We start from the raw sequence: 12,208 nt of genomic DNA, 5'->3' as shown, positions 1-12,208 counted from the left end.
GTGTCGACCCTCGTCGGCGCCACGCCCCCGGCCGACCCCGAGCCGTATGCCGTCCCGACCGTCGAGCAGGCACGCGTGGTCCCCGAGCAGCCGCTGCCCGACCCGCCGAGCGCGGACGAGCCCGAGCATCCGCCGCAGCAGGACGCGGACCAGGACGCGGACCAGGACGCGGACGTCGACCCCTCCCGGCCACTGACCCGCGTCCGCATCTCGCACGGGGACCTGCGTTTCGCCCGCCACCACGTCCTCGTCGGGCACTACCCGGGCAGCACCCTCGTCGGCGGCGAGGGCGCCCTCGACGAGCTGCTCGACGGGCGGCTCTCCCGCGCCGCGGTGCTCGGCATCTACCCCGGTCCGATCGAGACCTGCCAGGTGTTCACCGACCCCGACGAGTGGACCCGCCCGCCCGGTGCGGTCGTGGCCGGGCTCGGCCCCATCGGCGGCCTGAGCGCCGCGTCGCTGGCCCGCGCGACCGCCCACGCGGTACTGACCTCGGCCCTCGGCCACCTGACGGCCGGGGCGTCGGCGACGAGCACCGAGGTGCGCCAGCTGCGCCTCTCGAGCCTGCTCATCGGCACGGGTCAGGGTGGGCTGCCGGTGCGCGACAGCGTGCAGGCCCTGCTCACCGGGGTGCAGCGCGCCAACGACCGACTGGCCGACACCGACCTCGGCGTGCACATCGCCGAGCTCGAGATCATCGAGCTCTGGCAGGACCGTGCGCTCCAGGCGGTCGAGGCCCTCGGCTCGTCGCTGACGAGCGGCGAGCTCGCCGACTCCTTCACCGCCGACCTGCGGCTCGAGGAGCGGCCGGGCCGCCAGCGCCGGCTGCTCTTCCAGGAGCCCACCGGCTGGTGGCAGCAGGTGCGGGTGCGCAGCGAGCCCGACGGAGGCCTGTCGTTCGAGGCGTCGATGCGACGGGCGGGCACTCCGACGCGCACCGTTCCGACACAGCGGGCCCTCGTCGACCGGCTCGTCGAGTCGCTCGTCGACTCCCCGTCGCCCGACCCGTCGGCGGCCCGGACGCTCTTCGAGCTGCTCTTCCCCAACGACCTCAAGGCGCAGGCGCCCGACACGGACAACCTCGTGCTGCTCGTCGACCGCGGCTCGGCGCACTACCCGTGGGAGCTGCTCGACGACCACGGCACCGAGGAGGACCGCGAGCCGCTCGGTGTGCGCCGCGGACTCGTGCGCCAGCTCGAGGGCTCCTCGATGCGCAGCCACGTGCTCTCTGCGACGAGCAGCCGCGCCCTGGTCGTCGGCGACACGGCGAGTGGCCTGAGCGCGCTCCCCGCCGCCCAGCGTGAGGCCCGCGGGGTCGCGGATGCCCTGCGCCAGAACGGTTTCGACGCCGAGCCGCTCATCGCCGAGAGCGGCACCAAGGTCATCCAGGCCCTCTTCGCGACGTCCTACCGCGTCGTCCACCTCGCCGGCCACGGCGTCTTCGAGTGGCCGCTCGGCGACGGGACCGACGCCACGGTCACCGGCATGGTGCTCGGCAACGGCATGTACCTCACGGCCGGCGAGGTCGGCCAGATGCGGCAGGTCCCCGAGCTCGTCGTCGTCAACTGCTGCCACCTCGGGTCGATGGGCCCGAGCAGTCCCGTCGGCCCGGCCGTCCCGGGCGCTCCCGGGATCCCGACCGAGCGTGCGGGCAACTACCACCGGCTCGCCGCGAGCTTCGCGACCGAGCTCATCGACATCGGCGTGCGGGCCGTCGTCGCCTGCGGCTGGGCCGTCGACGACGCCGCCGCGTCGACCTTCGCGGCGACGCTCTACGACCGACTGCTGTCCGGCCTGACCTTCGGCGAGGCGATCGCCGCGGCTCGCTGGCAGACGTGGAACGACCACCCGGCCGTCAACACGTGGGGCGCCTACCAGTGCTACGGCGACCCGGACTACCGGCTGGCACCGGACGCTGTCGTCCACCGGGCGACGACGGCGCGCCGGGCACCCGCGAGCGCCGAGCAGGCCAGGGTCGAGATCGAGAACCTCGGCCAGTCGGTCGACGTCAGCCGCAACACCCGCTTCGGGCTGGACCGGCTGCACGAGCTCTACGAGGCGCTCTCCCCCGAGGACCGCGAGGACGACTCGCTCCAGGTGCTCATCGCCCGGACGTACAACAAGTTCGGCGACTTCGCGCACGCGACGCAGTACTTCGAGCAGACCCTCGAACGCGGCGGGACCGCCCTGACGGTGCGCGACTTCGAGGTCTGGATCGACCAGGTCGTCCGGGCCGCGGCGACGAGCGACGACGACGTCGACGACGCGGTCGCGACGATCGAGTCGGCCATCGACCGGCTCCGCACCCTCCTCGACAACCCCGCCTCGCTCGTGCTCGGTGCGCACGCACCGGAGCGCGCCGCCTTCCTGCCGGGCGAGCCCCACGAGCCGTCCGGCGGTGTCGGCATCGACCGGCTGTGGCGGGTCGCGAGCGCCTACAAGCGGCTCGCCCTCGTCACGTGTCCCGACCGCCCGGGCTCGGGCCGCGGGGGCGACTGGTCACGCACGCACGACGCGCTGGCGAAGACGTCCGAGTGGTATGCCGCGGCGCGGGCCGCCTCGGGGGCGACCGACCGGCGTCGCCACGGCGCCCTCGCCAACTGGCTCGCCGCCGAGCTCGCCCTGCGGTGGCGACCGGTCGAGGGGCGTACGGGGCTCGACCGGGCCGAGGCCCGACGGCTCATCGACGAGTGCCTCGGTGCCGCGCGCGAGGAGGCCTACCTCGCCCCGACCTTCTGGACCGTCGCGGTCTACGCGGATCTGCTCGTCCTCGACGCGTTGTGGAGCCCCCGGGCCACGGACGACGAGGCCCGGGCAGCCCTCGACCTCTACCGGCGCGCGAGCGACCTCGGCAGCGAGGAGCAGCTGCGCCAGGTCCGCGACCAGGTCGACTTCCTCATCGTCATGGCCGGCACCGAGGCGCAGCGCCGGGTCGAGTTCCTCCAGACCCTGCGCGACGGGCTCGTGGCGCTCGACCCACCCCCGCGGGACACGGCGGGCACGGTCACCGCCTGACGGCATACCTCGCGTACGTCGTGCCGCCGGCGAAGCGGCGGAGCTCGAGCAGCTCGAGGTCGAGGCGTATGCCGTCCGGCAGGGTCGGCGTGCCGCCGCCCACGACGACGGGCACCGTGAGCAGGCGCAGCTCGTCGACGATGCCGGCGCGCAGGGCCTGGGCCGCGAGGGTGGGACCGCCGATGCTGACGTCGCGGTCGGCCGAGGCGACGAACTCGGCGACGGCCGCGGGGTCGAAGTCGCGCTCGAGCCGCGTCCGCGGGCCCGACACCCCCTCGAGGGTGCGCGAGTGGACCACCTTGTCGGCGGCCTGCCAGATGCGGGCGTAGTCGCGCTCGACGGCGTCGTCGGAGTCGGTGGGCTCGTCGGTGGGCTCGTCGGTGGGCTCAGTCGGCACGGTCTGCCAGTAGACCATCACGTCGTGGAGGCGGCGTCCGCAGAGGTAGGTGCCGACGTCGCGCTCGAGGTCGTTGACGAAGGCATGCACCTCCCGGTCGGGCGCGGCCCACTCGAAGCCGCCACCGGCGTCGTTCACGTAGCCGTCGAGCGAGGCGGCGCGCCATGTGTCGACTCTGTCACTCGTACATGCTCAGGGCACCTCGTTCGAGTGGGTCCGGCGCCTGCCCGAGGTCTAGCATTACCGGGGTTTGCGCCCGGTCACCCCGGGCCGATCCCCCCCCTCCATCCCCCACCCTCAGGGAACGCTCTCGTGCTCCGACGCCTCACCCTCGCCTGCGCCACGGCGACCCTCACCCTCCCCCTCGCCGCGTGCGGCGGCAGCTCCCCCGCCTCGTCCCCCGAGGCCGCCGCGCACCCCGACTGGGCCGTCGTCGCCGAGCTCGTCTGCCCGTCGAGCGGTGACACGCAGGGGTCGCTGGCCGAGCACAAGATCACGTGCGCCGGCCCCGAGGGCACGCCGCTCGAGGCGGCCTTCTACGACCAGACCGTCGAGCTCGACCGGCGGGTCAGCACGTTCGAGTGCAGGGACGGCGTGAAGTCGGTGGCCGGCAAGAACTGGATGGTCCCCACCGTCACGGACGAGAAGGTCGTGGCCAAGCTCCTCGACGCCGGCGGCATCAACCTCTGCTGAGCCCGTCCACCCCGCACCTCAGGGCGACGGAGGAGCCGCGTCCCGGCGTGCGAAGGGACCGAACCACGTCAGCACCGTGTTGACGACGACGACCACGGCGACGACGACGGCCCACGCGAGCGGCAGGACCGCGAAGGCTGCGACCGCAGCACCCCCGAGCACGACCACCTTGGTCAGGACGCCGAGCACGGGCACCTGCACGACGGCCCGCGGCGCCGCGAAGAGTCCCCAGAGGATGACGGCGACCGTCGGTACGAGGACCCCGCCGAGCACGTGGGCGGCAGTGGTGGTCCCGAGCGTGGATCCCCAGGCCGCCAGCAGGACGACGGCCAGGATCTCGACGCCGAAGGCGACGACGTCGTTCGCGTTGACACCGGCGACGGAGCGCGCGGTCACGGGTGCGGCTCGTCGAGGAAGGCGTGGGTGGGGTCGGCGAGCTCGCGCGCCGACTCGGTGTTGACGAGCGCACCCGCTCCGTCGATGACCTGCAGCCGCGCGGTCGGCAGGTGCCGCGACAGCTCCTGCGCGGCGGCGATCCCGGCCTTGTCCCTCGACCCGGCGACGAGGAGCACGGGCGCCGTGACCGCGCGCAGCGACTCGGTCCCGTCGAAGCCCCTGAGCGCGTCGAGCACGGCGAGCATCCGCGGGCGCGAGACCCCCGCGTCGACGAGCCTGCTCTCCGGCACGAGCCGCATCGCGAGGCGCTGCATCCGCAGCGCCCCCTTCCCGGGCCGCACGAGCGCGCCGCCGAGGACGAGCCGCCCGACGAGCTCGGGCCGCTCGACGGCGAGGCGCAGCGCGACGCTCGCGCCCACCGACACCCCGACGAGGTCGGCCCGGCGCACGCCCTGCAGCTCGAGCTCGTCCGCGACACCCGACGCCGCGTCCCCGAGATCGAAGCCGACGGGGTCCTTGGGCTTGAGGCCCTTCATCCAGGGCGCCGTCATCGGGCGGCCCGCGCCGTAGGCCGACACGAAGTCCTGCCACGCGATCGGCGACTGGCCGAGGCCGTGCAGGAGGACGAGCGGGCGAGGAGCCACGTCAGCTCCAGTCGAGGACGACCTTGCCGCACTGGCCGGACCGGGCGGTCTCGAAGGCCTCCTCCCACTGCTCGGCGGGGAAGCGGTGCGTGATGACCTGGGCGACGGCGGACCGGAAGCGCTCGGACGTCGCGATCATCTGCGACATGGCGTACCAGGTGTCGTACATCTCGCGGCCGTAGATGCCCTTGAGCGTGATCATGTGGGTGATGACCTTGCCCCAGTCGAGCTCGTAGGACTGGTGCGGCAGGCCGAGGAGGGCGATGCGCCCGCCGTGGTTCATGTTGGCGATCATGTCGGTGACGGCCGGGGCGGCACCCGACATCTCGAGGCCGATGTCGAAGCCCTCCTTCATGCCGAGGTGGGCCTGCGCGTCGGCGAGGCTCTCGCGCTTCACGTTGATCGTCAGGTCGGCGCCGGCGTGCTCGGCGAGCGCGAGGCGGTAGTCGCTCGCGTCGGTGACGACGACGTAGCGGGCGCCGGCGTGGCGCGCGATCGCGGCGGCCATGACGCCGATGGGGCCGGCGCCGGTGATGACGACGTCCTCGCCGACCATCGGCCACTGCAGGGCCGTGTGGGTCGCGTTGCCGAGCGGGTCGAAGACGGCGCCGAGGTCGGGGTCGAGGTCGGCGGGCTGGATCCAGGCGTTGCTCGCCGGGATGACGACGTAGTCGGCGAAGGCGCCGTCGCGGTTGACGCCGATGCCCTCGGTGCGGATGCAGAGGTGGCGGCGGCCGGCGCGGCAGTTGCGGCAGCGGCCGCACACGATGTGGCCCTCGCCCGACGCGCGGTCGCCGACGGAGATGCCCGTGACGTCCTCGCCGATCTCGACGACCTCGCCGTAGAACTCGTGCCCGATGACGAGCGGCGGCTTGACGGTGGACTGCGCCCAGTCGTCCCAGCCCGCGAGGTGCAGGTCGGTGCCGCAGAGGCCGGCCCGCAGGACGCGGATCTTGACGTCGGCGGGCCCGCACTCGGGCTCGGGACGGTCGACGAGCGAGAGGCCGGGGCCTGCGGTCAGCTTGGTGAGTGCGCGCACGGGGAGAGTCTGCCACTGCCGATAATGGGAGCGTGTCCCCCTCCGCCGAGAGCCCCGACGAGAGCGCCGCCCCGAGTCCTCGGGTGGCCGCCGCCGTCGCGCGGCTGCGGTCGGTGGGTGAGCGCGTCACCCCGGCGAGGTATGCCGTCCTGCGCGTCGTCGACGCCGCCGACCTCGCCGACGAGCACCTCACGGCCGAGCAGATCGGCACGCGGGTCGCCGACGTCGAGCCGGGCATCCACCGGGCCACCGTCTACCGCACGCTGACCTCGCTCGTCGAGACCGGCGTGCTCTCGCACGTGCACCTCGGCGGGACGGCGACGGTCTACCACCTGGCCGAGCAGGAGCCGGAACACCGGCACGACCACAGGCACGACCCCGGGCACGCCCACGTCCAGTGCCACGTCTGCGGGCGTGTGCTCGACGTGGCACCGGACGTGTTCGACGAGGTGGCCGCGCGGCTGCGCGCCGACCTCGGCTTCACCCTCGACACCGGACACGCGGCGCTGCTCGGCACCTGTCGCGACTGCCGGACCCCCTGACCTCGGACCCCGGACCGTCGAAAGGCCACGTTTTGTGGCCTTTCGACGGTGGAGGGGGCGGGTCAGACGGCCCGGACGTCGAGGAGGTAGCCCTGGGCCGGGCCCATGATGGGGACCGGCAGGCCGACCGTGGTCAGCACCGACCCGGGGACGACGACGCCGTCCTCGGCGAGGGCCGGCCCCCACCAGCCCGGCGGGGTGTTCTGCACGACGGCGGGCAGGCCGGCCTCGGGACGGACGCGGACGGCGTACGACCGGTTCGGGTCGAGCCCCGGCAGGGGCAGGGCTCCCGTCGCGGCGTCGCGACCGGTCACGAGACGGGCGACGGTGTAGGCCGCGCGGCTGCGGTCGGCGTCGACGGTACCCGTGACGAGCACCGTGCCGTCGGGGCTCTCCGAGCGCACGAGGTCACCGGTGTGGAGCAGCGGCCGCAGCTCGCGCGCGAGCGCCGTCCACCCCGTCAGGGCCTCGAGCTCCTCGTCGGAGCACTCCGTGATGTCCCACTCGAGTCCCGGGTGCCCCTGCAGCGCCATGAGCATGCGGAAGCCGAGGTCGAGCGTGCGGTGCGTCGTGTGGGCCGTGGCCGGCCCGATGTGCGTGCCCATGAGCTCGGCCGGCACGAGCAGGCTCGTCCACCGCTGGATGTTCGCTCGCTCGAGCGCGTCGTTGCAGTCGCTCGTCCAGATGCGGTCGGTGCGGTCGAGCACCGCGAGGTCGACGCGCGCACCGCCACTGCTGCACGACTCGATCTCGAGCTGCGGGTGACGCGCCCGGAGGTCGTCGAGCAGGCGGTAGAAGGCGAGCGTGTGCGCGTGCACGGCGGGAGCGTCGACGAGGTGCCCGGTCGGGCCGTCGACGGTGTGCACGGCCTCGAGCAGGTCGCGGTTGTGGTCCCACTTGATGTAGTCGATGCCGATGTCGTCGACGAGCCCGCTGATCCGCTCGAGCAGCTGCTCGCGCGCGGCGTCGACGGTCAGGTCGAGCAGCTGCTGCCAACGCCACTCGCGGGGGGAGCCCGCGGCCGGCCGCAGCACCCACTCCGGGTGCTCGCGCACGAGGTCGCTGTCCTCGTTGACCATCTCGGGCTCGAACCACAGCCCGAACTCGAGGCCGAGGCCCTTGACGTGGTCGACGAGCGGGCCCATGCCCTGGGGCCACACGTCGGTCGAGACGACCCAGTCGCCGAGGCCGGCGCGGTCGTGGCGGCGCCCGCCGAACCAGCCGTCGTCGAGGACGAAGCGCTCGACGCCGATGCGGGATGCCGTGTCCGCCAAGGCTTTCAGGTGCTCGAGGTCGGTCTCGAAGTAGACGGCCTCCCACGTGTTGAGCACGACGGGACGCGGACGCGACGGGTGGCCGGCACGGGCACGGAGGCTCCGGTGGAGGCGGCGCGAGAGGCCGTCGAGCCCCTCGGTCGAGTGGACGAAGACGACCGTCGGGGCGGCATACGACTCCCCCGGGGCGAGGCGCACCTCGCCGGGGGCGAGCAGCTCGCCGCCGCCGATGACGGCGTGGTGGCGCCCGGCGCCCTCGGGGAGCGCCTCGACGAGGTGCTCGTGGTTGCCGCTCCACGCGGTGTGCACGGCCCAGACCTCGCCGTCGCGCCACCCGAAGCCGGCGGTGCCGGCCATCATGAGCAGCGTCGCGTCGTGGCCCGTGCGACCGCGGCGGCTCGCCCGCAGGTGGGTGCCGTGGTCGAGCCGGCTGCGCTGGGGCGAGCGCTCGCGGCACCATCGACCGGTGAGGTCGAGCACCTCGTCGGCGCGCACGGGCAGCGGCAGGATCGCGCGCAGCGCCGACACGTCGAGGGGGGCGGCGTCCGCACCCGTGTTGGTGACCGACGCGTCCACGCGGAGCACGCCGTGCTCGTCGAGGGCGTGCCGCAGCTCGAGGCGTATGCCGTCCGCCGAGCTCGCGCGCGTCACGACCGCACCGTCCGCGACCTCGGACGTCACGTCGGTCCAGCGCACGGCGCCCGCGGACCCGGCGCGGTGGCCGGCCCAGCCGGGCGTGCCCGACCAGCCGTCGGCCTCGCCGGGCAGCACGGTGAGCGGCCACGGGACGTCGAGGGCGCTGTGGCCGACGGGCGCCACCGTGAGCGCCGGGAGGGCGGCATACGTGCTCGCCCCGCCCTCGAGCGCGGGACCCCAGTGGACCACCTCGGGCAGCCCCGAGCCGCCGGGGCGCGGCTCGAGCACGAGCGCGGTCCCGGCGGACTCCAGGTGGACGGTGGACTGGGCGGACTGGTCGGTCAGGTCGGTCACGTCATCCCTTGGTCGCGCCGAGCGTCAGGCCGGCGACGAAGTGTCGTTGGAGCACGAAGAAGATCACGAGGGTCGGGATCGCGACGATCATCGACCCGGCTGCCACGAGGTTGTTGTCCGTGAAGAACTGGCCCCGCAGGTTGTTGAGCGAGCTCGTCACCGGGAACTTGTCGCCCTGCTGGAGCAGCACCGTGGCCCAGAAGAACTCGTTGTAGATCCACGTCGTCTGGAGCACCGCGAGCGCGGCCAGGGCCGGCCGGCACAGCGGCAGCGTGATCTGGAAGAACTGCCGCGTCACGCTCGCACCGTCGATGACGGCCGACTCGTAGAGCTCCTTCGGCAGCGCCTTCATGTAGTTGCTGAGCACGAAGGCGCAGAAGCCGATCTGGAAGGCCATGTTGACGAGGATGAGGCCGACGAAGCTGTTGAGCAGGGTGCCCGAGTCGCTGATCCACAGGGGCACCTCGATGGCGCGGAACATCCGGTAGACCGGGATGAGCAGCGCCTGGGGCGGCAGGAGGTTGGCTGCGAGGAAGAAGCCGAGCAGCGCGAGGTTGAACTTGAACGAGAAGCGCGCCACGACGAACGCCACGCAGCACGACAGGAACAGCGTGAGGATGACCGCCGGGATCGTGATGATCGCCGAGTTCATGAAGTGCAGGCCGAAGTCGGCCTGCTGCCACGCGTTCGTGTAGTTGTCGAGCGTGAACCCGCCCCACGAGACGTAGCCGTTCTTCGCCGTGAAGGCGTAGTCGCGGAAGGAGTTGACGAGCGCGAGGAGCAGCGGGAAGAGCCAGATGAGCGAGATCAGCGTGAGCATGACCGGCAGCAGCCAGCGACGGCCGGACTGCGGTCCCCCCTCGTGCGGCTTGAGCAGCGCCTGGCTGCGCTCCTTCACCGGGTCGGCGGCGAGGGACATGTCAGTCCTCCTTCATGGCGATGCGCAGGTAGATGAAGACGAGCACGCTCGAGATGAGCAGCATGATCGTCGCGAGCGCCGACCCGAAGCCGATGCGGCTCGCCTCGCCGACGACGTTCTGGGTCACGAGGGTCGAGATCAGCTCGAGCCCGTTGCGGCCCTTGTTGATGACCCACACGAGGTCGAAGGCACGCAGCGACTCGATGAAGGTGACGACGAGGACGATGATGTTGATCGGCCGCATCACCGGGAAGACGACCTTGAAGAACGTCTGCGACTCGCTGGCACCGTCGATCTTGGCCGCCTCGCGCAGCGACGGGTCGACACCCTTGAGGCCGGCCAGGTAGAGCAGCATGATGTAGCCCGCGTGGCGCCAGCTCGCGGCCACGAGCGCGGCCCACAGGTTGACGTTCGGGTCGCCGTACCAGTCGGTCGTGCCACCCGTGATGGCGTTGATCAGACCCTGGTCGCGCGAGTAGATCAGCTGCCAGATGAAGCCGATGAGGGCCAGGGACAGCACGACCGGCAGGTAGATGCTCGTCTGGTAGAACCGCGTGCCCGCCACGCCCCGGTCGACGAGCACGGCGAACAGCATGCCGAGCGGTGTCGCGACGAGGAACATCACGGCGAGCCAGATCAGGTTGTGCTGGATGGCCGGCCAGAACGGCGGGTAGATCGTCGCGATGTCCCGGTAGTTCTGCAGCCCCACCGACTTGATGCCGGAGAGCGGCCCGATCCCGTCCCAGTTCGTGAAGGAGAGCAGGACCGAGCCGATCGCCGGCAGCCAGACGAGCCACAGGACGATGAGGGTCGGCACGACGACCATGAGCGACACGACGACCTTGTCGCGTGTCGACAGCTGGTCGATACCTCTGTACTTGCGCTTGCTCGCCATGGCGGCTCGCCTCCCCTCAGGAACCGAAGATGCTCTTCTTCTGGGCCTCGATGCTGGTGAGGAGACCGTCGATGTCCTTCGGGTTCTTGATGAAGCTCTGGATCGCCGGGATCATCACCGTCGACGCGAAGTCGGGGCGGGTGTCGCGGTCCATGAACTGCGCGATCGACTTGGCCGACTTCACGTACTCCAGCGACTTCTTCTGCAGGGCCGTGTAGCCGCTCGTGTCGGCCGTCTGGTTGGTGGCGATGACGCTCGGGTCGGCCTTGAGGGCGAGCAGCTGCGCCTCGGGCTGGGAGATGTACTGGAGCAGCTTCTTGGCACCGCCCTCGTTCTTCGGCTTGGCGCTCATCATGTAGCCGTCGATCGGGGCCTCGATGGCGTCGGTGCCGATCGTCGAGTCGATCTCCGGGAAGGTGAAGAAGTCGAGGTCGTCCTGCTCGGCGCCCTTGGTGAACTGCTGGGCGAGGAAGGAGCCGAGGACGTACATGCCGGACTTCTTCTGCTGGAGCGACTGCGCGGCCTCCTGCCACGTGCGACCGAGGGAGTCGGCCTGGTGGAGGGGGAGGATGCCGGCCCAGGTGTCGAAGACCTTCTTGACCTTCGGGTCGGTCCAGGACTCCTTGCCGGCCATGAGGCTGACGTGGAAGTCGTAGCCGTTGACGCGCAGGTTGATCTGGTCGAACGTGCCCATGGCGGGCCAGCCGTCCTTGTCGCCGAAGGCGATCGGGGCCAGGCCGTCCTTCTTCATCTGGGCGCCGAGGGCGTTGAGGTCGTCGAGGGTCTTGGGGACCTCGTAGCCCTTCTCCTGGAAGAGGCTCTTGCGGTAGAAGACCGCCCACGGGTAGTTGGTGATCGGCACGAAGTACTGCTTGCCGTCGGCGGCGGTCGAGGCCTTCTTGAGGGCGTCGGACATGCCGGTGATGTTCTTCCACACGTCGGAGATGTCGCCGACGAGGCCCTTCTCCGCGAAGAACTGCATGCGGTAGCCGGCGAACCACGTGAAGACGTCGTCGGGCGAGCCCTGCAGGTAGTTGTTGATGTTCTCCTGGAAGGAGTTGTGGTCGACGGTGTTGATCTTGACCGTCGTGCCGGGGTTCGCCTTGGCGAAGGCGTCCATGTAGGACTGGACGGCGGCCTTCGGCACCGCGTCCGACTGGTTGGAGCCGACGGTGACGGTGCCGGTGACGGCCCCCGTCGGGACGCCGGTGCTGCCGGTGCTGCCCGAGCTGCACGCGGCGAGGCCGCCCGCTCCGAGCAGGGTGCCGACGCCGAGGGCGCCGCGCAGCAGGGTCCGACGGTCGACGCCGCGGACGGAGGGGGGAACCATGCGGGCCAGGTACTCGGCCTCGCTCGAGGGGCGGGTCATTGCGGTCTCCTTTGACGCTGTGCCGGGTTCGTTGT

General features: G+C 71.8%; 10 protein-coding genes and 1 pseudogene. 3 read left to right on the top strand and 8 right to left on the bottom strand.

Features of this window, described 5'->3' with window-relative positions:
- The gene (locus tag ACSQ2D_RS02700; protein WP_435984488.1) at window positions 1–3,015 is read left to right on the top strand and encodes a CHAT domain-containing protein; all 3,015 of its coding nucleotides are present in this window, start codon (window positions 1–3) and stop codon (window positions 3,013–3,015) included.
- On the opposite strand, the pseudogene ACSQ2D_RS02695 reads toward ACSQ2D_RS02700, so the two are convergent.
- Window positions 3,005–3,565 (bottom strand): annotated as a pseudogene (locus ACSQ2D_RS02695) (dihydrofolate reductase family protein); the annotation flags it as partial. The gene ACSQ2D_RS02700 and the pseudogene ACSQ2D_RS02695 sit on opposite strands and share 11 nt — an antisense overlap.
- Before the next feature lie 159 nt (window positions 3,566–3,724).
- On the opposite strand from ACSQ2D_RS02695, the gene ACSQ2D_RS02690 reads away from it, so the two are divergent.
- On the top strand, window positions 3,725–4,105 hold the full coding sequence (locus ACSQ2D_RS02690) for a hypothetical protein (protein WP_435984487.1): 381 nt from the start codon (window positions 3,725–3,727) through the stop codon (window positions 4,103–4,105).
- An 18-nt stretch (window positions 4,106–4,123) separates the two neighbouring features.
- Here the strand turns inward: ACSQ2D_RS02690 and ACSQ2D_RS02685 are convergent, their stop codons facing one another.
- The 3 genes from ACSQ2D_RS02685 to tdh are packed head-to-tail and all read right to left on the bottom strand — an operon-like array spanning window position 4,124 to window position 6,184.
- Window positions 4,124–4,501: a DUF2568 domain-containing protein gene (locus tag ACSQ2D_RS02685; RefSeq protein ID WP_435984486.1), complete on the bottom strand. Its 378-nt coding sequence runs from the start codon at window positions 4,499–4,501 to the stop codon at window positions 4,124–4,126.
- Window positions 4,498–5,145 (bottom strand): alpha/beta fold hydrolase, encoded by a 648-nt coding sequence (locus tag ACSQ2D_RS02680; protein WP_435984485.1) that lies wholly within the window; start codon window positions 5,143–5,145, stop codon window positions 4,498–4,500. Before ACSQ2D_RS02680 ends, ACSQ2D_RS02685 begins: the two co-directional genes overlap by 4 nt.
- 1 nt (window position 5,146) lies before the next feature.
- Window positions 5,147–6,184, bottom strand: coding sequence for an L-threonine 3-dehydrogenase (gene tdh, locus ACSQ2D_RS02675; protein WP_435984484.1), 1,038 nt, complete (start codon window positions 6,182–6,184; stop codon window positions 5,147–5,149).
- A 32-nt stretch (window positions 6,185–6,216) separates the two neighbouring features.
- Between tdh and ACSQ2D_RS02670 the strand changes: the two genes are divergently transcribed.
- Window positions 6,217–6,726, top strand: coding sequence for a Fur family transcriptional regulator (locus ACSQ2D_RS02670; protein WP_435984483.1), 510 nt, complete (start codon window positions 6,217–6,219; stop codon window positions 6,724–6,726).
- Between the two features lie 62 nt (window positions 6,727–6,788).
- Here the strand turns inward: ACSQ2D_RS02670 and ACSQ2D_RS02665 are convergent, their stop codons facing one another.
- Genes ACSQ2D_RS02665 through ACSQ2D_RS02650 form a run of 4 tightly spaced genes read right to left on the bottom strand, consistent with a single transcriptional unit; the run spans window position 6,789 to window position 12,173 of the window.
- Window positions 6,789–8,990 (bottom strand): alpha-galactosidase, encoded by a 2,202-nt coding sequence (locus ACSQ2D_RS02665; protein ID WP_435984482.1) that lies wholly within the window; start codon window positions 8,988–8,990, stop codon window positions 6,789–6,791.
- A 1-nt stretch (window position 8,991) separates the two neighbouring features.
- Window positions 8,992–9,909 carry a carbohydrate ABC transporter permease gene (locus tag ACSQ2D_RS02660; RefSeq protein WP_435984481.1) on the bottom strand — a complete coding sequence of 306 codons (918 nt, stop codon included), beginning with the start codon at window positions 9,907–9,909 and terminating at the stop codon, window positions 8,992–8,994.
- Window position 9,910: 1 nt separating this feature from the next.
- Complete coding sequence (locus tag ACSQ2D_RS02655; RefSeq protein WP_435984480.1) at window positions 9,911–10,804, bottom strand: carbohydrate ABC transporter permease; 894 nt, start codon at window positions 10,802–10,804, stop codon at window positions 9,911–9,913.
- Window positions 10,805–10,820: 16 nt separating this feature from the next.
- Window positions 10,821–12,173, bottom strand: a complete 1,353-nt coding sequence (locus ACSQ2D_RS02650) for an ABC transporter substrate-binding protein (RefSeq protein ID WP_435984479.1) — start codon at window positions 12,171–12,173, stop codon at window positions 10,821–10,823.
- Between the last annotated feature and the right edge of the window lie 35 nt (window positions 12,174–12,208).

Source organism: Terrabacter sp. LjRoot27 (assembly GCF_964254175.1).
GTDB lineage: Bacteria > Actinomycetota > Actinomycetes > Actinomycetales > Dermatophilaceae > Terrabacter.
The sequence above is the reverse complement of the archived record's forward strand: the minus strand, read 5'-3'. Positions and strand labels throughout refer to the sequence as shown.